The sequence below is a fragment of the Micromonospora sp. NPDC057141 genome (assembly GCF_042670805.1).
Taxonomy (GTDB): Bacteria; Actinomycetota; Actinomycetes; order Mycobacteriales; family Micromonosporaceae; genus Micromonospora.
Genome location: NZ_JBHUVA010000001.1, coordinates 148390 through 170291, shown reverse-complemented (window position 1 = coordinate 170291; position 21902 = coordinate 148390). Strand labels below are relative to the sequence as shown.

At 70.8% G+C, this 21902-nt stretch carries 19 protein-coding genes; 5 read left to right on the top strand and 14 right to left on the bottom strand.

Annotation, left to right across the window (positions count from 1 at the left end; all coding sequences use genetic code 11):
- Window positions 1–3: 3 nt before the first annotated feature.
- The 6 genes from ACFT41_RS00715 to ACFT41_RS00690 all read right to left on the bottom strand — a co-directional run bounded on the left by ACFT41_RS00715 (window position 4) and on the right by ACFT41_RS00690 (window position 4777).
- Window positions 4–951: a transporter substrate-binding domain-containing protein gene (locus tag ACFT41_RS00715; protein ID WP_377587351.1), complete on the bottom strand. Its 948-nt coding sequence runs from the start codon at window positions 949–951 to the stop codon at window positions 4–6.
- 99 nt (window positions 952–1050) lie between these two features.
- Window positions 1051–1380 carry a hypothetical protein gene (locus tag ACFT41_RS00710; RefSeq protein WP_377587352.1) on the bottom strand — a complete coding sequence of 110 codons (330 nt, stop codon included), beginning with the start codon at window positions 1378–1380 and terminating at the stop codon, window positions 1051–1053.
- Entirely contained in the window at window positions 1377–1844 is a 468-nt protein-coding gene (locus ACFT41_RS00705; RefSeq protein WP_377587354.1) for a flavin reductase family protein, read from the bottom strand. The genes ACFT41_RS00710 and ACFT41_RS00705 overlap by 4 nt, the downstream gene beginning before the upstream one ends.
- The gene (locus ACFT41_RS00700; protein WP_377587356.1) at window positions 1841–2746 is read right to left on the bottom strand and encodes a PaaX family transcriptional regulator C-terminal domain-containing protein; all 906 of its coding nucleotides are present in this window, start codon (window positions 2744–2746) and stop codon (window positions 1841–1843) included. The genes ACFT41_RS00705 and ACFT41_RS00700 overlap by 4 nt, the downstream gene beginning before the upstream one ends.
- 329 nt (window positions 2747–3075) lie before the next feature.
- The gene (locus ACFT41_RS00695; protein WP_377587358.1) at window positions 3076–3669 is read right to left on the bottom strand and encodes an NTP transferase domain-containing protein; all 594 of its coding nucleotides are present in this window, start codon (window positions 3667–3669) and stop codon (window positions 3076–3078) included.
- A gap of 91 nt (window positions 3670–3760) precedes the next feature.
- Entirely contained in the window at window positions 3761–4777 is a 1017-nt protein-coding gene (locus tag ACFT41_RS00690; RefSeq protein ID WP_377587360.1) for a hypothetical protein, read from the bottom strand.
- A 92-nt stretch (window positions 4778–4869) separates the two neighbouring features.
- On the opposite strand from ACFT41_RS00690, the gene ACFT41_RS00685 reads away from it, so the two are divergent.
- Window positions 4870–5508: a TetR/AcrR family transcriptional regulator gene (locus tag ACFT41_RS00685; RefSeq protein WP_377587362.1), complete on the top strand. Its 639-nt coding sequence runs from the start codon at window positions 4870–4872 to the stop codon at window positions 5506–5508.
- Here ACFT41_RS00685 and ACFT41_RS00680 read toward each other — a convergent pair.
- From ACFT41_RS00680 to ACFT41_RS00655, 6 genes are read right to left on the bottom strand one after another with little or no spacing between them, the layout of a single operon-like run.
- Window positions 5493–7199, bottom strand: coding sequence for a bifunctional 3'-5' exonuclease/DNA polymerase (locus tag ACFT41_RS00680; RefSeq protein ID WP_377587382.1), 1707 nt, complete (start codon window positions 7197–7199; stop codon window positions 5493–5495). The two genes, ACFT41_RS00685 and ACFT41_RS00680, sit on opposite strands and share 16 nt — an antisense overlap.
- Entirely contained in the window at window positions 7200–8159 is a 960-nt protein-coding gene (locus ACFT41_RS00675; protein WP_377587364.1) for a carbohydrate ABC transporter permease, read from the bottom strand. It abuts the gene before it with no gap.
- Window positions 8160–8172: 13 nt separating this feature from the next.
- Window positions 8173–9114, bottom strand: coding sequence for a carbohydrate ABC transporter permease (locus ACFT41_RS00670; protein ID WP_377587366.1), 942 nt, complete (start codon window positions 9112–9114; stop codon window positions 8173–8175).
- A gap of 43 nt (window positions 9115–9157) precedes the next feature.
- Window positions 9158–10570 (bottom strand): N-acetylglucosamine/diacetylchitobiose ABC transporter substrate-binding protein, encoded by a 1413-nt coding sequence (gene ngcE / locus ACFT41_RS00665; protein ID WP_377587368.1) that lies wholly within the window; start codon window positions 10568–10570, stop codon window positions 9158–9160.
- Window positions 10571–10595: 25 nt separating this feature from the next.
- The gene (locus tag ACFT41_RS00660; protein WP_377613706.1) at window positions 10596–10748 is read right to left on the bottom strand and encodes a hypothetical protein; all 153 of its coding nucleotides are present in this window, start codon (window positions 10746–10748) and stop codon (window positions 10596–10598) included.
- A complete protein-coding gene (locus ACFT41_RS00655) occupies window positions 10745–11701 on the bottom strand; it encodes a MurR/RpiR family transcriptional regulator (protein ID WP_377587369.1) in 957 nt (318 codons plus the stop codon). Before ACFT41_RS00655 ends, ACFT41_RS00660 begins: the two co-directional genes overlap by 4 nt.
- A 197-nt stretch (window positions 11702–11898) precedes the next feature.
- Between ACFT41_RS00655 and ACFT41_RS00650 the strand changes: the two genes are divergently transcribed.
- On the top strand, window positions 11899–12888 hold the full coding sequence (locus ACFT41_RS00650) for an N-acetylglucosamine kinase (RefSeq protein WP_377587370.1): 990 nt from the start codon (window positions 11899–11901) through the stop codon (window positions 12886–12888).
- 111 nt (window positions 12889–12999) lie between these two features.
- On the opposite strand, the gene ACFT41_RS00645 is transcribed toward ACFT41_RS00650, so the two are convergent.
- Window positions 13000–14784 (bottom strand): BTAD domain-containing putative transcriptional regulator, encoded by a 1785-nt coding sequence (locus ACFT41_RS00645; RefSeq protein WP_377613705.1) that lies wholly within the window; start codon window positions 14782–14784, stop codon window positions 13000–13002.
- A gap of 830 nt (window positions 14785–15614) precedes the next feature.
- Here ACFT41_RS00645 and ACFT41_RS00640 point away from each other — a divergent pair.
- The gene (locus tag ACFT41_RS00640) at window positions 15615–17681 is read left to right on the top strand and encodes an FAD-dependent monooxygenase (RefSeq protein WP_377587373.1); all 2067 of its coding nucleotides are present in this window, start codon (window positions 15615–15617) and stop codon (window positions 17679–17681) included.
- On the opposite strand, the gene ACFT41_RS00635 is transcribed toward ACFT41_RS00640, so the two are convergent.
- Window positions 17678–18592, bottom strand: a complete 915-nt coding sequence (locus tag ACFT41_RS00635) for a LysR family transcriptional regulator (RefSeq protein ID WP_377613704.1) — start codon at window positions 18590–18592, stop codon at window positions 17678–17680. The two genes, ACFT41_RS00640 and ACFT41_RS00635, sit on opposite strands and share 4 nt — an antisense overlap.
- Window positions 18593–18766: 174 nt before the next feature.
- Here ACFT41_RS00635 and ACFT41_RS00630 point away from each other — a divergent pair, with 174 nt between their 5' ends.
- Complete coding sequence (locus tag ACFT41_RS00630; protein WP_377587375.1) at window positions 18767–20191, top strand: MFS transporter; 1425 nt, start codon at window positions 18767–18769, stop codon at window positions 20189–20191.
- A gap of 255 nt (window positions 20192–20446) precedes the next feature.
- Window positions 20447–21772 carry an NAD(P)/FAD-dependent oxidoreductase gene (locus ACFT41_RS00625; RefSeq protein WP_377587376.1) on the top strand — a complete coding sequence of 442 codons (1326 nt, stop codon included), beginning with the start codon at window positions 20447–20449 and terminating at the stop codon, window positions 21770–21772.
- Window positions 21773–21902 lie beyond the last annotated feature (130 nt).

Here is a 21902-nt window from a genome sequence, read left to right as displayed (position 1 = left end):
GGGTCAGAAGGCCGTCTGGCCGATGGCGGTTTTGGTCACCGGGTTCGCCACCACTTCCTGCGCGGTCACCTCGGAGCCCTGCATGCCGTACTTGGCCATGATCTTGCCGTAGGTGCCGTCGGCGACGATCTTCTGCATCGCGCCGAGCAGCGCCTTGGTGAGGCCGGGCTGGCTCTTGCCGACCGCGATGCTGGTGTAGGTCGGCGGGAACTCGGTGGCCGGCAGTTCGGCGACGGCGAACGTGGCACCGCTCTGCTCGACGACCTCCTCCTGGCTGCTGGTCGAGTCCATCCAGGCATCGATCGTGCCGGCCTTGACCGCGCTGATCGCGGCCGTGGCGCCGGAGTACTCGGCCAGCTTGATCGGGTTGCCCGCGCAGGAGGCGTCGCTGACCGTCTGCGCCACCTTGGACTGGACCGAGCCGACGGGAAGGCCCACCTTCTTGCCGCACATGGAGGCCAGCCCGGTGACGCCGGACGCCTTGTCCGCGGGCAGGAGCAGGGCCATCGTGGACTTGTAGAAGGGCACCAGGTCGACGACGCTCTTCTCCCGCTCCGCGGTGGCCGAGACCTGGCCCCAGAGCACGTCGACGGATCCCGACTGCACGCCGGGCAGCTGCGCGGGCCACTGCATGTTCTTCCACTCGACCTTCACGCCCAGCACCGAGCCGACGGCCGCGGCCAGGTCGGGCGCGACGCCGACCGGTGTCGAGGTGTCGGAGACGGTGACGCTGATGACCGGTGGGGTTTCCCAGAGCGCGCCGGCGGTGATGGCCCCGGCCGTCTTGACGGCGTCGGGCAGTTCGGCGGCGAGAGCGCTGTCCACCGCGGCGGAGGATACGGGCTCTGCGGTGGTGTCGTCCCCGGAGGAACATCCGGCGAGGACGGTGGCGAGGGCCAGCAGGGCGGCCGGGGCGGCCAGAGCGGTACGTGAACGTCGAAGGGTGGTCATGATAGGTCCAATCGATTGTTCGTAGCTCATACCGATAAATTGCGATAAAGCATCCCGTTGTGGGCCGAGGACGGTGCGTATGGGGGCGGCTTGCGGGGGTCAGCCGGTGGAGTCGTCGAGGACCAGCGCACAGCCCTCGGCGCGGCACGCCGCGATCACGGCGTCACTGGTGTGTGTCGGGCCGAGCACGACCACGGTGTACTCGTGCCCGTAGCGGTCGATGAAGTAGGCGACGTCCTCAGGCCGGGTGGCCGTCTCGCCGTAGCGAGGCCGCAACCTGGCCAGCCGCCGCCGCGGGTCCTGACCGCCGGCCCGCAGGATCGCCGCGAGGCCGTCGACCAGGGCGTCCGGCGCCGGCATGCCGACCGCGATGCCGAGCCGGTGCCCGGCCGGCCGGTGCGCAGCCCGAACGGCATCGGCGGTCGTCATGCCGCGTCCAGCCGCCGGAAGGCCGAATCGTGGAAGATCAGTGGTTCGAGCGCTCTGTCCTGCCAGAGCCGGTGCACCTCCAGCAGCACCACGGTGTGATCGCCGGCCGGCACCTCGCCGAAGACGGAGCAGTCCAGCCAGAGTGGCGCGCCGGGGATCAGGACCGCGCCCTCGGCGGTGCGCTCGACCGGATCGTCGCCGAGGCGCGTGGCGGCGTCGGCGGCGGCCAGGCTGCGGCACAGCGCCGCCTGGTCGGCGTTGAGCATCGACACCCCGATGCGGGGATACTCCCGCATCCGGTGCCAGGTACGCGACTCGTTGCGCGCCGAGAAGAGCACCAGCGGTGGGTCGAGTGAGACGCCGACCGCGAACGACGAGGCGACCATGACGGCCGGATCCCCGTCCGCCTGAGCCGCGAGCGCGACGACGCCGGACGGGTAGCGGGCGAATGCCTCACGGATCAACGTGGGATCGCTGCCGTGTTCGGCGAGGGACATTGCGAACCTCCCGGTCTGATCGGAACGCGGCTACCTGCGGTCACCTCGTCGACGAAGGCGTCGGCGAGCGGCCGGATCCGGTCGCGCAGGTCGAGGAAGACGGGAATACTCTGCCGCGCCGGCCAGTCGTCCGGCAGGAGCCAGCTCGGCAGGCCCGGGTCGCGATAGGGGATGACGCGCCAGGCGTCGAGGCAACGGATCCAGGTGGCGAAGGCCTCGCGGGGCGAGGGTTCCCCGTCCGGGATCTGCTTGGCGCAGAGGTCCAGAAAGGTGTGGTGCAGGGCGGCGATGCCGTCGAGATCCCACCAGAGGGCGACGGCGACCTGGGGTGCCTTGGCGCCACGGACCTCGTCGGCCATGAACACCGTCGCCCGAGCGCTGAGGCCGAGGTCGGCGAGGATCTCCTCGACGTCGCGGAACCGGTACTCGGGGCAGATCCAGAGCGCGGGTGAGGCGGACCCGCAGCCGATCCAGGAGAGCCTGCGGCGCAACTGGTGCCGCAGGTCGCGGTTCTCCTCCGGTACGGAGTAGGAGATCAGGCACCAGCGCTCCCCCGCCGCCATGCTGCGCGGGTGGTAGATCCGCTCGTCGCCCTTCTCGAGCATGGGCACCGCGGCGGGGTTGAGCTCGTACCCGAGGGCCCGGTCGCGAGTGAGCGGCAGGACGAGCCCCTTGGCCTTGAGCCGACTGATGGTGTTGCGGGTTCGGGTGTCCGGGATGTCGATGGCCCGCATGAGAGTGACCAGGTCTGCCACCGCGATCCAGCCGCCGATGCGGCGCAACGAGGTTCCCACGACGGTACGCAGCAGTGACGTCGTGTTTCCCGGGGTAGCCTCGATCTCGTCGAAGTTGGGGTTTTCGCTGCTCACAGGCCCTCCCATCGGTCCCACGATCAGGAGCATATCGACTCTGCGACGACCGTCAAGAGAGTGATATGTAAACTCGCGGTTTCCGCGATTACGGCGCCCCACCGGTGGGGCGGCCGGGGAGAAAGGCAGCCGAAAACCCCGCCTACCTACGGGTCATCGCATTCCGCACGATGTCGTGAACACGCCCGGAAGTCGGCGTGGACCGCCCGTCCGGCAGCGAAGAAGCCCCGGTGGAATCCGGGGCGAAACGGTGGAATCCCGTACGCGCCGCTTCGCGGCGACCGTCCGGGTGACGCGGGGCGCGAGCCCCGACAGCCCAGCGCGCGAGATCAGGCGCCGACGCGTTGGGGTGGGACGGTCAACCCGTACAGGGCCATCAGCTCCGGGGTGTCGACGCGGCTGCCGTCGGCCACCGAGTCGCAGGAGATGTCGACGATCCGGTCCTTGTGCGCCAGCAGGTATGGTCGCGCACCGACGTCGGCGCTGGCCAGCGTGGCGATGCCGGACCAGTGCCGGCGGCCGAACAGCATCGGGTAGCCGCGCAGCCCGTCGTAGGTGGCGCAGACCAGCACGTCCGGGTACGGCAGCGCGGCCACCCGCCGCACGGCCGCCGGGGTGAGCCCCGGCATGTCCACCGGGACCACGACCACCGCCTCGACCCTCTGGTCGGTGAGCGCCGCGAGGCCGGCCCGGATCGACGAGCCGACCCCGGTGCCCCAGGCCCGGTTGACCACCACCGTGGCGCGGGTCAGGTCGGCGGTCTGCCGGACCTGGTTCGCCGCCGCGCCCAGCACCACCACGATCTGCGCGCAGCCCGCCTCGGTCATCGTGTCGATCATCCGGTCCACCAGGGGCTGGTCGCCCTGGTGGAGCAACGCCTCGGGGCCGCCGAGGCGGCGTCCCCCGCCCGCCGCGATGATCATTCCTGCGATACGCACACCGGGTGCAACGAGCACTCGGAGGATGAGTGTCGGGGGCTAAAAGGATATTTAACCCAAACTTGGCACAGTCGGGTCAGGCCCGGTACGCGTCGGCCAGCGCGGCGAACGCCTCCTTGGGCTCCCACGGCAGGTCGGGATACGTGTCGCCGAACCGGTCCTCGAACACCTTCACCAGCCCGTACGACGCCCGGTCCAGGTCCAGCCGCGGGTCGCCGCCGTCGCGGTGCGGCAGGTTGTACGACGCGAAGGTGCACCAGAACGCGGTGTCGACCCCCTCGGCGGCGAAGACGTCGAGCAGCTCCCGCAGGTAACCGGCCTGCTCCGCCTCGTCACGCGCGTACTCGTCGACCAGCCGGACCCCGGTGGCGCCGTCCCACTCCACGCTGAACAGGCCCCGCGCCCCGAGGTCGGCCGCCCCGCGATGGGTGGTGCAGCCGAACTCGGTGATCGCGACCGGCCTGCCGCCCGCGACCAGGCCACGGATGGCGTCGACGTACTGGTCGGCGATCTCGACGGAGCGGTAGGCGTCGACCGAGACGAAGTCGAAGGGCGTCCAGTCGACCTGCTCGGTCGGCAGCGCGGCGTAGGTGACCTTGCCACCGAAGCGGGCGCGGACGACGCGGACCGCCTCGCCGAGGAACGCGTCGAGGCGGGCGGGCACCTGCGGCAGCACCTCCCGGAGGCGGTGCGGCTGCCGCAGCAGCTCCAGCCGCTCGGTGAGCGTGTCGCCGGGAAGGAATCCCTTGGTGAACAGCATCAGCTCCGCGCCGGTGACCAGGACGACCTCGGCACCGCCGAGGCGCAGCCGCTCGGCGCGCCCGGCGCAGTCGGCCAGGAGGTCGAGCAGCTCGTCGGTGGTCAGGTCGCAGGTGAACGGCGAGACCCACACCTCCAGGCCGGCGTCGGCGGCGTGCCGGGCGGCGACCTCCATCCGGTCCGGTATGCCGCCGGTGACCCGGACCGCCGTGCAGTGCAGATCGTCCCGGATGACCCGCATCTCGCGCCGCACGACGTCCGGGTCGAACGGTTCGCGGGTGGTCGAGCCGCCGTCGACGTAGCCGGTGTCGTACGTGATTCCTTTGCCGCGCACAGTCGGCCCCTTCCTTTAAGGTACGAGGAGTACCTTAAAGCGGTGGAGGCAGGCGGCGCAAGGCGGAAGCCGGAGTACGATCCGTACCCGACATGGCAGGCGACTCGGTGACACGGGCCGGGGCGACGCGGCGACGCGGCGCGCTCCTGGAGCAGGCGATCCTGCGTGCCGCAGCCGACGAGCTGCGGGAGTCCGGCTACGCCGGACTGACCATGGACCGGGTCGCCCGGCGGGCCGGCACCAACAAGAACGCGATCTACCGGCGCTGGCCGAACCGGGCCGCGCTCGGCGTCGCCGCGTACCGGCAGCTCGCCATGGCCGGGCTCGTCCCGCCCGACACCGGCGAACTGCGCGACGACATGCTGGAACTGCTCCGCCGGATCAACTGCCAGTGGGGCTCTCCGCTCGGCGAGATCCTGCGCGGCCTGCTGGCGGGCGTCGGTGCCGAGCCGGAGCTGCTGGCCCAGTTGCAGGCACACGCCGATGTCGCCGGGGCCGACGTGTGGCTGGCCGTCCTGGCCCGCGCCGTCGCCCGGGGGCAGGCGCCGCCCGAGGCCCTGCACCCCCGGGTGGCCACGGTGGCCGTCGCGCTGCTGCGCAACGAGATCGTCACGCGGGGGATCGCGAGCCCGCCCGACGAGGTGCTCGTCGAGATCGTCGACGAGGTGTACCTGCCGCTGGTGCGCGGGCGCGCCCGCCCCGGCGACGGCGCCGGTCAGGCGTCCGCGTAGCAGTCCACGACCGACAGGTCGAGCGGGAACCGGACCGGGGTGTCGCCGAACAGCAGGGCGGTGGCCCGCTCGCCGCTGGCGCGGACCGCCTCGGCCACCGCGTCGGCCTGGCCGGCAGGGCAGTGCACGATCACCTCGTCGTGCTGGAAGAAGACCAGCTCGGCGTCGCTGCCGGCCAGCGCCGTGCGCAGCGTGGCCAGCAGCGTGGAGGCCCACTCGGCGGCGGTGGCCTGGATGACGAAGTTGCGGGTGAACCGGCCCCGGGAGCGGGCCGCCCTCGCCCGGGGGCCCTGCGGGTCGGCCGCCGCCTCCGGATCGGCGCGTGCGTCGTCGCCGTCGGCGAAGCCGGCCGCGCCGGGTGGGCACGTGCGCCCGAGCCAGGACCGCACCAGGCCGCCGGCCTCGCCGGTGCGGGCCGCCGCCTCCACGTACGCGAAGGCGGTCGGGTAGTTGCGCCGCAGCACCGCCAGGGCGGGCACGGCCGTCCCGCCGGTCTGCCCGTACATCGCGCCGAGCAGGGCCACCTTGGCCCGGGGCCGGTCGCCGCCGAAGGAGTCCCGGGCCAGGGCGGCGTAGAGGTCGCCCGCCCCGCCGGCGGCGGCCAGCCGGACGTCGCCGGAGACCGCCGCGAGCACCCTCGGCTCGAGCTGGCCGGCGTCGGCGACGACGAGCCGCCAGCCCGGGTCGGCCACCACCGCCCGCCGGATCACCTTGGGAATCTGCAACGCGCCCCCGCCCCGGGTGGCCCACCGGCCGGAGACGACGCCACCGGGGACGTACTCCGGGTGGAACCGGCCGCCGCGCACCCAGGCGTCGCACCAGGCCCAGCCGTGCGCCGTCCAGATCCGGTAGAGCTCCTTGTGCTCCAGCACCAGCGGCACCGCCGGGTGGTCGACCCCGCGCAGCACCCAGGCCCGGGTGTTGGGCAGCTCGACGCCGGCGCGGGCGAACGCCCGCAGCAGCTCGGCCGGGGAGTCGGCGTGCACCTGGCGCACCCCGAACGCCTCGGCGATGCGGGCGGCCAGCTCGGCCAGCCGGCGGGGCGGACCGCCGACCGGGGACGGCTCGCCGAGCAGCTCGGTGAGCAGCCCGTCGTGCACCTCGGCCCGCCAGGGCAGGCCGGCCGCCCCCATCTCGGCCGCGATCAGCGCACCGGCCGACTCGGCGGCCACCAGCAGCCGGAACCGGCCGGGGTGCGCGGTGGCGGCGATGCGGTCGAGCTGGTCGGCGTACACCCGGGTGAGGGCCTCGACGCCGGGGCCCGGCGGACCGGGCAGGGTGTCGAAGAGCGCGCCCTGCCCGTGGCCGGGCGGCTCGGCCTGGCGGGGCGGCGGGTCCGGCGGCACGGGCGCGCCGGTCAGCCGGGCCCACGCGGCGGCCGGCGAGCGGGGCTCGCCCCAGCGGCCGGCGTGCCCGAGCAGCAGCGACTCGGTCAGCTCGACGTCGTGGCAGCGGTCGAGCCGCACCCCGGCGCGCAGCAGCGCCGGGTAGACGGTGGCACCGCAGCCCCAGACCCAGCGGGGGCGCGCGGCGGCCTCCCGGGCGGCGACGGCGGCGGCGAGGTCGGCGACCGGCTCGGCCGGGCCGGCGGGACGGCCCGCCGGGTCGAGGGAGCACAGCACTCCCCCGCCCCGGTCGTCCGCCGCCACCGCCACCAGCACGGACGCGATTCTGCCTGTCCGGTGCGACAGTTACTTGCTCACGCCGGCGGTCAGGCCGGACTGCACCTGCCGCTGGAACACGACGTACACGATGAGCACCGGCAGCATCGCCATGGTCACCCCGGCGAAGAGCCCGCTCCAGTCGGACTTGTAGCCCTGGTTGACCGACAGCTCGATGAGCCCCTGGGCGATCACCTGGTTCTTCGGCTCCCCGGCCACCGACTGCATGAGCAGCGTCGGCAGGTACCACTGGTTCCACTGGCCGAGCACGTTGAAGATGCCGATGCTGATCAGGCCCGGCTTGGACATCGGCAGCATGACGCTGAAGAACAGCCGGCTGTGCGAGGCCCCGTCCACCATCGCGGCCTCGGCGATCGAGTCGGGCAGCGTCCGGAAGAACGAGTGCATGAAGAAGACCGTGAACGACAGCGACCAGGCGACGTAGACCATGATCAGCATGAGGTGCTTGTTGGGGCCCAGCAGGGGCAGGACGATCCCCGTGTTGTAGACGCCCTTGAACAGCGGCACGGCGGCGAGATAGATCGGCAGCGTCAGGCCGGACAGGAACATGTAGTAGATCAGCCGGTTGCCGGGGAACTCGTAGCGCGCCAGCACGTACGCGGCCATCGAGCCGAGCAGCATGGTCAGGAAGACGCTGCCGACCAGGACCAGCAGCGTGTTCAGGAAGAACGCGCCGAGGTGCCCCTCGCCCCAGGCCCGGGTGAAGTTGTCCCAGTGCAGCTCGTCGGGGATCAGCGACAGCGGCTCGCGGATGACCTCCGAGTCGTCCTTGAAGGCCGACATCACCACCCACAGCAGCGGGTAGATCACCATCACGGCCCAGACCACCAGGAACAGGTGGGAGAAGCCGTTGAAGACGCGTCCGCCCAGCTCCCGGCCGCGGCTGACGAGGCCCCGGTGCGGCGCGGGGCGGGGGGCCAGACGCCCGGGGCGGGCCAGTTCGCCGGACGGTTGGGTCACCGTGCTCATCGTCGGACTCTCCTCAGTACTCGATCCGCTCACGGCGGGTGATCCGCAGCTGGAGAGCGGCCAGCAGGATCGTGAAGATGGCCAGCGCCACGCCCATCGCGCAGGCGTAGCCGAACTGCCCCTTCTGGAACGCGGTGAAGTTGAGCACCGACGCGAAGATCTCGCTGGCATGGTTCGGCCCGCCCTGACTGGGGGTCATGACGAAGACCAGGGCGTACATGTCCAGCGCGATGAAGCCCAGGTAGACCCAGGCCACCGAGATGGTGTCCCGCAGCAGCGGCAGGGTGATCCGGAAGAACGTGTGGAACCGGCCGGCCCCGTCGAGGATGGCCGCCTCGTAGATGTCCCTGGGGATCGACTGCATCGCCGCCGAGAAGAGCACCATGTAGAAGCCGGCCCCGCTCCACACCGCGATGAACAGCAGCCACCACAGCACCGCGGGCACGCCGAGGAACGGCTCGGGGTCGGCGGTGAACCCGATCGGGTTGTCGGCGTCGACCAGCCCGGTCTTCATCAGCAGGCCGTTGATCAGGCCCTGGTTGTCCGAGCGGTAGATCTGCTGCCACATCACGGCGATCACCACGAGCGACAGGACCTGCGGGAAGAAGAAGACGACCTTGTAGAGCCCGGAGCCGAAGACCCCCCGGATGCCGGCCCTGTCCTCGCGTCCGCCCACGTTGAGCAGGAACGCGAGGAACAGGGCCAGCGCGATCGTGAACAGCGGCACGGTGACCAGGAAGAACACGTTGTGCCAGAACGCCTTCCTGATCAGCTCGTCGGAGAACAGCCGGACGTAGTTGTCCAGCCCGACGAACTCCTGCCTGTCGGAGTAGCCGCCCCAGTTGGTCAGCGAGTATCCGGCCGCCTGGGCGAAGGGCCACACCACGTAGAAGAGGTACAGCGCGACGGGGAGGGCCAGGAAGCCCGTGACGAAGCGCGCGACACCGTGCCGCATTCCACTCACTCTCTCGAACGGATCAGTGGGCCGCCACCGTCGGTCAGGCGCGGGTCTGCTTCTTGATCGACGAGTCCTTGGCGACCTTGTCGGCCGCCGCCTGCATCTTGTCGACGAACTGCTGCGCGGTGAGCCGGCCCGCCATCAGCTCCTCGGAGAGGTTCTGGCTCTCCTTGTCCAGGTCGGCGTAGAAGTCGAAGAGCTTGGTCTTGATCAGGTCCTTCGGCGCGTTACGCATCAGCTCGTTGGCGCTGGCCAGCGCCGTGTCCTGCACGCCGTCGCCGGAGCCCTTGGTGGAGGCGAGCGACTTGGTCAGCTCGGCGAACTTGGCGGAGCCGGACTTCGACAGCACGGCCCGCAGGAACTCCTTCGCCGCCGCCTTGTTCGGGGCCTTGCTCGGCACCACGAGGCCCTCGCCGGCGCCGGCGAAGACGTCCTTGGGCGCCTTGTCGGTGGCGCCGAGGCCCCAGTAGTCCGACAGCTTCATCTCGAAGCCCGGCGGGATCGTCGCCGCCATCTCGTTCTTCAGCCAGGTGCCGACCTGGATGAACGCCGCCTTGCCGTCGAGCCACGCCTGCTGGGACTGGGTGTGGTTGAGGTTGCCCGGCAGCAGCAGCTTGTCCTTGACCAGCTTCTCCCACGCCTGGAGGGCTGGCAGCACCCCGTCGGCCTTCCAGGCGTTCTCCTTGAGGTTGTCGATGTCGACGACCGCCTGCCTGCCGGCGGACTTCCAGATCGTCGCCATCAGCGCCCAGCGCGGGTAGTAGCCGTGCACGGCGTCGTGCACGTACGGGGCGATGCCCTTGGCCTTGATCTTCGGCGCGAGGGCGAAGAACTCGTCGAACGTCGTCGGCGGCTGCCAGCCCTCCTTGGTGAACAGCGCGCCGTTGTACCAGTTGCCCCACACCGTGAAGGCCACGTTGACGACGTAGAACTTGCCCTGGAAGGTGCCGTCCTCGACGGTGCCGGGCAGCAGCGAGTCGGCGACGGTGCCCTCGCTGTCCCAGGCCGGGGCGGTGAGCAGGTCGTCCAGCGGCTCGATCGCGCCCTCGTTGACCAGGGTGCTGATGTCCATCATGTCGGCGCCCGAGTTCATGACGAGGTCGCTCGGCTGCGTCGCCATCTTCGGCTGCTCTTCGGTCTTGATCTTCTGGGTGGAGCTCATGTTGACCGTCACGCCCGCGTGCTTGGCGGTGAAGACGGCCTTGTCCTCCTGGGCCCACTGGTCGCCCAGGCCGCCGTTGAACACGACCACCTTGACGGCGCTGCCGTCCTGCACGCCGAACGGGTTGTCCTTGCTCTTGGCCGCGCCGGTGTCGTCGGACTTGCTCGGCTCGCTGCCGGCGCAGGCGCTGAGCAGGCCCACGGCGGGGGTGACGAGCAGGCCCGCCGTGGCGGCGCGGCGCAGCAGGGTCCGACGGCTAAGATCGGCCGGGTGCTCGGGGGTAACCGACATCGTTGTCTCTCCTTGAGGTGTCGAATCAGGCGGTACGCCGGAGACGCCCGGCGTGGCGCGACCTGAGGGCGAGGTGGTGCTCGTCCCCACCGGGGACGTCGGCGGAGAGGCGGATAGGGGTTACCTCCCCGGCCTGGTGGAACCGTCGTACGACCGCTGCGGTCACCAGCCTGGTCATGCGGTGGCCCCCTTCGCGGCCTTGTGCCCGTCGACGGCCTGGGCGGTGCGCCGGAAGGCCGCGTGGGCGCGGTCGTGGGTGCGCTGGGCGACGGCGACGTAGAGCAGGTCGAGCACGACGAGCTGCGGGTGCCGGGCCGACAGCGCGTCGGGGCGGAAGGTGGTGGCCTGGCTGGCGGTGAGCAGCACGAGGTCGGCCAGCTCCGCCAGCGGTGAGCGGGGGAAGCCGGTGAGCGCGACGGTGGTCGCGCCCCGGCTGTCGGCCTCGGCCAGCATCTCGATGGTCTCCCGGGTCTGCCCGGTGTGCGAGATGCCCAGCGCCACGTCACCGGGGCCGAGCAGCGCGGCGCTGGCCAATCCCTCGTGCACGTCGCTCCAGGCCCACGCGGCCACTCCGATGCGGTGCAGGCTGAACTGCATCTCCTCGCCGACCAGGGCGCTGCCGGAGGCGCCGAAGATGTTGACCCGGCTGGCCCCGGCGATGGCCACCGCCGCCCGTTCCACCTCGGCGAGGTCGAGCAGCGCGGCGGTGTCGTGCATGGCCCTGGTGTCGGCCGCCATGATCTGGTCGAGCACCCGTTCCAGGGGGTCGCCAGGCTGGATCTCCCGGCCGATGTCGACGGTCCAGCCGGCGGAGCGGGCCCGGCCGGTCTCGGCGGCGATGCCGAGGCGCAGGTCGGCGTACCCCTCGAAGCCCATCGCCCGGCAGAACCGGGTGATGGTGGCCGGGGAGGTGCCGCTGCGCTCGCCCAGCTCGACGATGGTCGCCCGGGCGGCGGCCTCCGGGTCGCTGAGCACGTGCTCGGCGACGCGGCGCAGCGCGCCGGTGAGCTCCCCCGCGCCGGCCCGGACCCGGGCGAGCACGCCGTCCGTGGGCAGCGTGCCCCGCCGATCGGCCGGGCCGGCGTCGACCACGGCGGCGCCCCGGGGGGTGTCGACCTCGTGATCCACCATGCGACGCCTTTCGGAAAAGAGTGTTAACTGTTAGTGGTAAAAGTTCTTACTGAAGGGCCCTCCGTGTCAAGACCGTGGTCGAAGTTTTCAAACTGTTACCTGGCGCACGGCCGCCGGGCCGGCCGCGGACCTTGCCCCACGCGGCCCGGCCGACCAGCATGAAGCCGCCCGCACTGTCGACCCGGGAGGCCCACCGGATGTCCGACACCGTCGTGGTCGGCCTCGACGTCGGGGGTACGTCCACCCGCGCGCTCGCCGTGACACTGGCCGGGAAACGCCTCGGCACCGGCCGGGCCGGCGGGGGCAACCCGACCAGCCACGGCGCCCAGCGGGCCGCCACCGAACTCCTGGCCGCCCTGCGCGCCGCACTGTCCGGCGTGGACCCGACCCGGGTACGGGCCGGCACGATCGGGCTCGCCGGGGCGGGACGGCTGCGCGCCGACCCAGCCGGGCAGGCGGCGTTCGACGACGCCTGGCGCGACGCCGGCCTGCGCTGCCCGTACACGCTGCACGGCGACGCCCTCGTCGCATACGCCTCCGGCACGCCCAGCGCGCACGGCACGGTGCTCATCGCCGGCACCGGCGCGATCGCCGCGCAGGTCCGCGACCTGCGGCTGGACCGGGTCGCCGACGGCCACGGCTGGCTCCTCGGCGACGCCGGCTCCGGGTTCTGGCTGGGCCGGGAGGCGGTCCGCCGGCTCCTGGCCGACCTGGACGCGGGGCACCCCCCGGGGCCGCTGGGCCGCCGGGTGCTCGCCGAACTGCTCGGCGTCGGCCGGGTCGCCGACCGACCCCGGGACACAGTGGACGCGGTGGTGCAGGCCGTCACCCGCCGGCCCCCGGTCGAGCTGTCCCGCCTCGCGCCACTGGTGGTCGCCGCCGCCCTCGACGGCGAACCGGCCGCGGCGGGGCTGATCGGGGAGGCGGCCGGTCACCTGGCCGACAGCGCCGCGCGGATCCGACCGGCCGGCGCGGTCGACCCGGTGGTCCTCGGCGGTGGGCTGCTCACCGGCGACACCCCACTGGCCGCGGCGATCCGGGTCGAGGCGGGCCGGCGCTGGCCCGATGCCGCGGTCCACCCGGCGGGGGACGGCGCGGCCGGCGCGGCCTGGCTCGCCGCCCGCGACCTGCCCGAGGTGACCGACCCGGCCGCCCTGCACGCGCTGTTGGTCCCGCCCACGGGTTGAGGGCATCCCGGACCGGGTGGACCGCTGCTGGAGCGGGTGCCGGGCCGAAGCTCGGTGATCAGCAGGATCCGGTGTCGGCGACCCGGGCAGGCGCGACGGGGACCGCCGCCCTCACGGCTGTGCGGCCATGCTGAGCAGGATCAGCGGCCGCACCCGAAAGGCCCGGGCGAGGGGCCGGGACGCGGCCCGATGTCCCTCCTCCGTCCCGTCGGAGACCTCCTCGATCAACTGCGCGTCGGCCAACTTGTCGAGGCCGAACTCGACCCGGTTCGGCTCCCACTCCAGCATCGCCGTCAACAGTCCCGCCCGGACCGGTCGGGACGAGGGATTGGACTCCCCGAGTGCCGCAAGGGCCGCCGTCGCGTCCGCGGGCAGGTGGCGCAGCCGGTCCCGGATGCTGTCCTCGACCGTCCGACCGGCCCACCACAATCTGATCAACCGCTTCGGATCGCCCTCCAGGTCGCGTACCACCCGGGATGCCTGGACGTCCTGCCGGCAGGCCAGCAGACGGGCGGCAGCGCACAGCGCGAGGGAGTTCCCGTCGCAGAGTTCGATCAACCGGGCGGCCGCCTCGGGTTGCTGCCGGACGCAACCCGGACCGGTGATGCTGGTGAGCAACGTCAGCGCGACGTCGGCACTGAGCGGCCCCAGCTCGATCAGGACGTCACCCACCAGCCCCGGCGTCCCGGAGTGGTTGACGGCGATCATGGCGCTGTCCGGGCCGGACGGTCGGACGGCGGCGAGCACCCTGGTCGAGAAGACATGATCGGCGACCAGGAGAATGCTCCGATTCCGACTCCAGGTCCGAAACGCCCAGGACAGTTCGTCGAGATCGTCGACCTCGTCCAGCTGCACCCCGGCGTCGGACAACCGCTCGGACAGCAGCCGGGCCACGTTCGGCTCGTCCTCGACGATGCCGCGCAGATCGACGAAGACGGCCCCGTCGCGGTACTCGGAGCGGAACTCGTGGGCGGCGTGGACGGCGAAGGAGGTCGTCCCCTCCCCCGGGCCTCCGGTCACCTCGACCGTCCTCAGTTGCTGCAGCCCTCGTTGACTCAGGGCACCGTGCAGACGCCGCATCTCCCGATCCCGCCCGAGCAGGGCGGGACGCGGAGGCAGGACCAGCTGGTTGTGCCCGGGTTGGCTGAGGGTCAGCGCCGAACGTCGAGGCGAATCCGCTTGCAGAACCTCGTCGTTGAGCACGTCCTGGAACACCTGCTGCACGGCAGGGGACGGCAGGACGCCGAACTCCTCGCGCAGATGATGGCGCAGCCGGTGGTACACCTCCAGGGCCTCGGTGCGCCGGCCACAACGGTGCAGCGCGATCATCAGACACTTCGAGAAGCCCTCGTTGGCCGGAGCGCCCAGCACGAGGCTCGGCAGGTCGTCGAGAAGTTCGCGATGTCGCCCAAGCTGGAGTTCGAGGTCGAGGCGCAGCTCGATCGCGCTCATGCGGGCCTGACCGAGCCGGACCCGGGCGGCGGAGAGCTCCGGTCCGGACCTCAACCCGGCGAAGGGCTCACCCCGCCAGAGGTCCAATCCGGCCCGTAGGCTCTTCGCCGCATCGGCGAGGTGGTTCCGGCTGACCTGCTCACGCGCCTGGTTGACCAGCAGGGTGAAGCGCGCCGAATCGAGGACGGTAGGCTCGCCGAAGCGCAGCTCGTAGCCACCGGTGCGGGTCAACAGGAGGCTGCGACCGGGCTCGCCGGCGTCCCGGTTACCGCCGAGTGTAAACCTTCTCCGCAGATGGTAGACGTACGTCTGGACGGTGCGGGTGGCGCTCGGCGGCGGTCGCTCCCCCCATAGTTCATCGACCAGCTGGTGCGTCTGCAGCACGGTCCCGGCGTACATGCTCAACATCGCGAGAATTAGCTGCGGCTTTGCCGCAGGCAGCATGATCTCTTTGCCGTACCGAAGGACCCGCAAAGGTCCCAGAAGGTCGATCTGCATTCCCTCTTGCCTCCCCCGATTTGCCGGACCACTCGATGCCGATCCACTCGAAGCCGCACCGACAGGGCGCCCGCACTGGCGCCGTGGACAGGCTGTTCAAAAGACCTCTTTCTGTTCATCCGCCAGGCTCGACCACGCAAACGAAGAGCCTTTGCGCAATTTACGGGAAATTACGTCTCAGCACAGGGCGACAGCCCCGGAATTTACACCCTGGAAACCTTGCATTGAGCAGCATTGGATCTTTCCTGATGCCCACTTATTACAGTTTTACGACGCCCCGACGGTAAAGGATAGCCGCATCGAATAGCTCTGCGCGATCGCTCAGTCACGTTAGATGAACCATCGACGCACGGCAAGTCCCTCATTAATGACACCGGCACCGGCGAAGCCGACCCCGACCCGCCCGCCCACCCGCGTCACCAGAACCCAGGGCAGGGTGGCGATTCACCCCACCGCCGCTGCCAACCGCAACGTGACTCACATCACAATCGGCGCGATCTACACGCACTTGACGAAGGGGTCGACGCCCCGTCGAAAAGCTCCCATACCCCACCAAATTGCCAATAAGGCACTTTCTTGCAAGAAACGGTCTTCTCACCCACTGGGTGCCCCGCCGCCGACCGGCCGACCGGCCCTCACCAGCACCCGCAGGCTTGTCGGAAATCCTCGACATTCGCTCAATCTCCGTTCGACCACGAGCGCCTATCGTCACCGAGCGTCCCGGGCGACAGCCGGCCGATCCGCAACAGCCCAGGTGCCACGCATGAGGAGGCGTCTTGCGTTCCCTACGAGTCGTAGTGATCGGTGGAGGGCCGGGCGGCCTGTTCCTGGGGCGGCTCCTCAAGCTGGCCGACCCGGGCACCAGTGTCGAAGTGCACGAACGCAACGGGCCCACGGACGCCTTCGGCTTCGGGGTGGTCTTCTCCGACCGCACCATGTCGTCGTTCCACCAGGCGGACCCCGAGACCTACCAGCTCATGCGGCACGCCAGCGTGTCCTGGACCGACATGGAGATCCGGCTGCCCACCGACACCCTCCGCTTCGGAGGGTACGGCTTCACCGCGATCTCGCGACGGCGTCTGCTGCAGATCCTCCAGGCACAGGCCCGGCAATCCGGTGTGGAGCTACATTTCCACAGCACCTTGACACTGGAAACGCTGAACGGCGAAGGCAGCGCCCGGCCGGACGTGATCGCCGTCGCGGATGGGGTCAACTCGGTCAATCGGGATTCACTGGCCCCTCGACTGGGCACCCGCATCGAGACCGGGAAGGCCCGGTACATCTGGTTCGGCACGACCGCCATGTTCGATGCCGTGACCTTCCCGTTCGTGCGTACGGCGCACGGCACCTTCGGTGCGCACGCCTACCCGTTCGACAACGGGATGAGCACCTTCATCGTCGAAACGGACCAACCGACCTGGGTGGCTGCGGGCATGGACCGGTCCACCGCCGCCGGCACCACCGGGACCGACGAACACTCCCGCTCGCTGCTCACCGACGTCTTCGCCGCGCACCTCGCGGGCGCGCCCCTGATCGGCAACAACAGCAGGTGGGCGGCCTTCCGGGTGGTGCACAACGACCGCTGGTGGAACGACAACGCGGTCCTGCTCGGCGACGCCGCGCACACCGCGCACTTCTCGGTCGGTTCGGGGACCAAGTTGGCCATGGAGGACGCCATCGCGCTGGCCCGGACGCTGAGCACCGAGGCGACCGTGGCCGACGCCTTCGCCGGATACCAGGCGATCCGGCAACCTCCGGTGGCGCGGACCCAGACCTGGGCGGCCCGCAGCATGCGCTGGTGGGAAACGTTCGGCCGTCGCCTGCACCTGCCACCGAACCAGTTCGGGGCCCATTTCGTGACGCGTACCGGAGCGATCAGCTATGGCGGACTTGTCCGCCGGCACCGCGACCGGCTGGACGCCGCAGAGATCGAACTCCGGCGACGCAGCACGCCGCACCAGGCGGCCGGGGACGGGCCGGGCAGGCAACCGGAGCCACTCCTCGCTGCTCCCGGGACGCATGCCCTGGACCTGCCGGTACACCTCGGCCCGCTCCGACTGCGCAACCGCATCGCGGTATCGGTGTCGGCCACCGGCGACCAGCAGGCACCCACCTTCACCTACGGGCTCAGCAGCGCCTCCCTGGTGCTGCTGGACTGCCAGCGGAGCAGCTCCGCCGAATGGCCCGGCGATCCGACAGCGGCCTCGGCGCCCCCCGTGGACCGGTTCGCCGGCCGGCCGGCATCGGCCAGGGAGATCACCGCCCGTGACGGGGCGCTGGGGATGGTGGTCGACCAGACCACGAGCATCGACGACCTCGTGCGTATGGTGGTGGCGACGGGCGCGGGGATGGTCGAGATGCTGCTCGGAGCTGCTTCGGCGAAGGACGTGCCGCGGCTGACCACGATCGCTGACCGGCTGACGCCCACCCCGCTCTGCGTGGGCATCCACTGCCCGCCCGACGCGGCCTGGTCCGCGCTCGGCGATGAACTGCTGGAGAACTGCCGGGCACTGCACGCCGCCGGCATCGCCGCCGTGCACCTGCACACCGTCGGCGCGCTCCACGAGGACTGGGACCGCCGGTTGGACTGGTCCGACCGGATCCGCACCGAGGCCGAGCTGCCGGTGCTGCTCGACGGCCCGACCGGTTGGACGACCGGCACCCACCACGACATCGACGACGACTGCGGGCCCCGGCTGCACCTGGCCGTCCTTGCCGGCCGGGTCGACATCGTCGTCGCCCGGCCACAGCTCACCCCTGATCGGCCGCACCGGCCACCGGCGGTGTCCGACAAGGGACTGGCGGCAGCGGGACCGCACCCGGCACCTGTCGGACCGTCCTAGGGTTGGGGCTGGACGACCTGCTGGGTGAACATCGCCCGCGCGGTCGACATGAACGCGGCCAGCGCGGGCTTGCCCTCCCACCGGGCGAGCCAGGTCATCGTCAGGGTGGTCCAGCCGTCCCCGTCGAGCAGGGGAACCGCCGCGATCCGGCCCTGGCTGACGAATCCGCTGACGGCCATCTCGGGCAGCAGCGCACAGCCCATGTCGGACGCGACGCAGGTGCACAACGCCGCCAGGCTGGTGACCTCGGCGACGATCAAGGGTCCGTCCGGCCCCAGTCCCGCCACCGCGCGGTCGAACATCTCACGGAAACCGCAGCCCTGCTCGGTGGCGAGGACCGCCTCGCCCTTGAGGTCCGCGATCCGCACCTCGTCGAACGCAGCGAGACGGTGCCCCGGCGGCGTGACCAGCATCAACCGGTCGTACGCCAGGGTCTCGCTGCCCAGCGCGGCATCCGTCGGCGGGGCACCGAAGGTCAGGCTGACGTCGATCTCGCCCCGACGCACCGCGCCGTAGAGCTCACCCCGGTTGCCCTCCTTCAGTGCGACCCGCACCTTCGGCCAGTTCTCGCGGTAACGCGACAGCAGTGGCGGTAGCCGATGGGCGCAGAGCGTCTCCAGCGCGCCGACGGTCAGCTCCCCGCTCGGCTCGTCCGGGCTCTCCGGCACGACGCTGCGAGCCTCTTCGACCAGGAGCAGGACCTGGTCGGCGTACTCGATCAGGCGCTCGCCGGCCGCCGTGAGGCGCAGCCGCCGGCCGCTGCGGTCGAACAACGGCGTGCCCAGCTCCGCCTCCAACGCCTGGATCTGCTCGGTGACGCTGGACTGCGCGTAGTGCAGCTCGGACGCCGCGCGGGTGAAGCTCAGCGTCCGGGACACGACACGGAAAGCGCGAAGGTGTCGCAACTCCATCGAGCCCGATGCCCCCTTTCGGTTCCGTCGATATGCCGCATCGTAACTGCCGATTTCCCTCCACACCACCGGTCTGGAAACGTACGAAGGGCATCTCGACGCCCGACGAGCCGATCTGCCGTGGCTCCGCATGCCTGCTCACCGAGAAACCAGCCAGCACGGGAGAACCAAGCAATGAAAGAACAGCGCACGCAGGAGCGGGCAACGGCGGCTCCCGGCGGAGCGAAGTCCACCGTCACGGGGGGCAACGGTCTGCTGCTGTTCGGCCTGTCACTCGGATATTTCCTGGTCATGCTCGACACGACGATCGTCACGGTGGCCCTGCCGTCGATCGGCGACCAACTGTCCGGCGGGCTCAGCGCATTGCAGTGGGTCTCCAACGCCTACACGGTCACCTTCGCGGGCCTGCTGCTGACCGCGGGCGCGCTGTCCGACCGGTTCGGTGGCCGGAGGGTGTTCCTCATCGGCCTGTGGGCGTTCGCCATCCTCTCGGCGGCCTGCGCGCTGGCCAGTTCGATGGAAGCCCTGATCGTGCTGCGGGCGCTGCTCGGCATCGCCGGGGCGCTGCTGGTGCCGACCTCGCTGGCACTGATCGCCACGGTCTTCTCCGACCCCGGGGCACGGGCCAAGGCGCTGGGGGTGTGGGCGGCGCTCAGCGGTTCCGGGCTGGTGGCCGGACCACTGCTCGGCGGGGTGCTCACCGCAGCCCTGGGATGGCGGTCGATCTTCATCGCCGCAGTGCCGTTCGCGCTGATCAGCATCATCGCCGTCAGCCGGCTGCGGGCCGAGACCACCATCAAGCCCGGCCACCGAATCGACCTGGTCGGTCAGATTTCCGCCGTGACGGCCCTCGCCAGCCTGACCTACGGGTTGATCCAGGGCGGGGCGACCGGGTGGTCGGCCCCCGAGGTGCTCACCGCGCTGCTGGTGTTCCTGATCGCCGCCGCAGTGTTCGTGGCCGCCGAACGCCGACCGCAGACCGAGACGCACTCGCCCATGCTGCCGGCCCGGATGTTCCGCAACCGCACCTTCTCCGCAGGGCTGTTCGCCGGGGCCCTGGTCAACTTCGGTCTCTCCGGCGTCCTGTTCGTCCTTTCCCTCTTCCTGCAGGACGGCCGGGGCTACACCGCGGCCGCCACCGGGGCGGCGTTCCTGCCGCTGACCGTGCCGACCGCCTTCAACCCGATCTTCACCGGCCGGCTGGTGGCCCGGGTCGGACCACGCGTTCCCGCCACCGTCGGCTTCCTGATGATGGCCGTGGGCACCCTCGTCCAGGTGCCCTTCAGCGGAAGCTCGGCCCGGGACGTCACGATCTCGATGATCGGTCTGCTGGTCCTCGGGCTCGGGGTTTCCTTCGCGATTCCCTCGCTGCTGACGGCAGTGGTCAGTGCGCTGCCCAAGGACCTGACCGGCATCGGTTCCGGCGCGCTGAACTCCAGCCGGCAGACCGGCGCCGTGCTCGGGGTGGCAGTGCTCGGTGCGATCCTCAACACCGGATCGACCACGACCAGCGGGGCGCGGGCCGCGCTCACCGTCGCCGGTGTCGCCCTGGTCGTCGGCGCGGTCGTGGTGGCGGCCTTCGTGGGCCGAAGAAACTGAGCAGCACCGAGAAAAGCCCGTCGTGCCGGATCCGGCACGACGGGCTTTTTGTGCTGCAGCCGACTCCGAATCGCCCGTCGGCCTGAACCCGAACGTCATCAGACCGTGCTCCGACCGGACTTCGACAATCATTCGACGCTCACCCGGCAGGGTCGAGACGGGAAATCCCTGCCGGGCCACCGGCACGCGGAACGAAACGCGATCGACACTCTCGTCCCGTCTTCCGTCGAACTGCTCGAATCAGGAGAGCGACACATGACAACCCTGTATCCGGAAACCGTCGACGTCGTCGTCATCGGGGCTGGCCCCGGTGGCGCGGCTGCGGCCACCCAGATGGCCAGGTCCGGCCACTCAGTCCTGCTGCTGGAGCGTCGCTCCCTGCCCAGATTCCACGTCGGCGAATCGCTGCTGCCGCCCACCAACGCGCTGTTGGAGCGACTCGGCGTCCTGGACCGGATGAAGAGCCAGGGCTACGTGATCAAGCATGGTGCCGAGTTCAGCGGCGGCCGCAGTGGCAAATTCGGCCGCATCCCTTTCAGCGGCCAGGGGCCCGGCCGGCACCCCTCGACCTTCCAGGTCGAGCGTGCCCACTTCGACAAGACGTTCACCGACTACGCCCAGGAGTGCGGTGCGCACGTCCTGCAGGAGGCGACCGTCCAGAAGCTGCTCCTCGACCGCGACCGGGTGGTCGGCGTGCGCTACGACCATGGTGGGGCCGCGCACAACGTCCACGCCCGGTACGTCATCGACGCCGGCGGCCGGGCCAGCAAGATCGCCCAGACGTTCGGGCTGCGCCGCACCATCGACGGGGTCCGGATGGTTGCGGTCTACCGGCATCTGACCGGCCTCGACGAGCGCAACAATCCTGGCTGCGCGGGGGACATCCAGATCCACGGCCACGAAGACGGCTGGGTCTGGGGGATCCCGATCTGGGCCGACACGATCAGCGTGGGCGCGGTCATGCCCCGCTCGGTGCTGCGCGCCGGGGACCCGGAGCAGCTGTTCCAGGAGCACGTCTCGCGGGCGCCCCGCATCTCGGCCCGGATCACCGGCACCCGACCGACCGGCGAGCTGCACGTCGAGGCGGACTACTCCTACTATTCCGACACCATCACCGGCCCCGGCTGGTTCATGGCCGGAGACGCCGCCTGCTTCGTCGACCCCATCTTCTCCGGCGGGGCGTTCCTCGCGATGACCACCGGTGTCCGCGCGGCGGAAACCGTGGCCCAGATCCTGGCCGAACCCGCACGCGCCGAGGAACTGCAACACGCGTACTCGAACTTCTACAAGACCGGTTACGACGTCTACGCCCGACTCATCTATGCGTACTACGCGTTCGACTACAACCTGCGGCCCTTCCTCAAGTCGGTCGGATTCGACCTCGCCGGTGACGAGCTCGCCAGCAACAAATGGCTGGTCCGGCTCCTCAGCGGTGACTTCTGGGCCGGGCAGAACGAGTTGACCCACCGCCTGCGCGAGCAGTCCCGCTGGGACACGTTCGCACCGTTCGAGCCGGCCTGGGGCTGCCCGTTCTACGAGCATCTCAACCAACAGGAGGCGAAGGCCCTCGCCGTTTCCTGACCGGCTGCTCCACCGCCCGCGCCCGACCCCGATCGACGACACACGAACGAACCGATCCCAGCCGGTGGCCGGCCCAGCGAACCCACCGGACCGGCCACCGCTCCGTCGCCACAACCTCTGAACTGGAGTA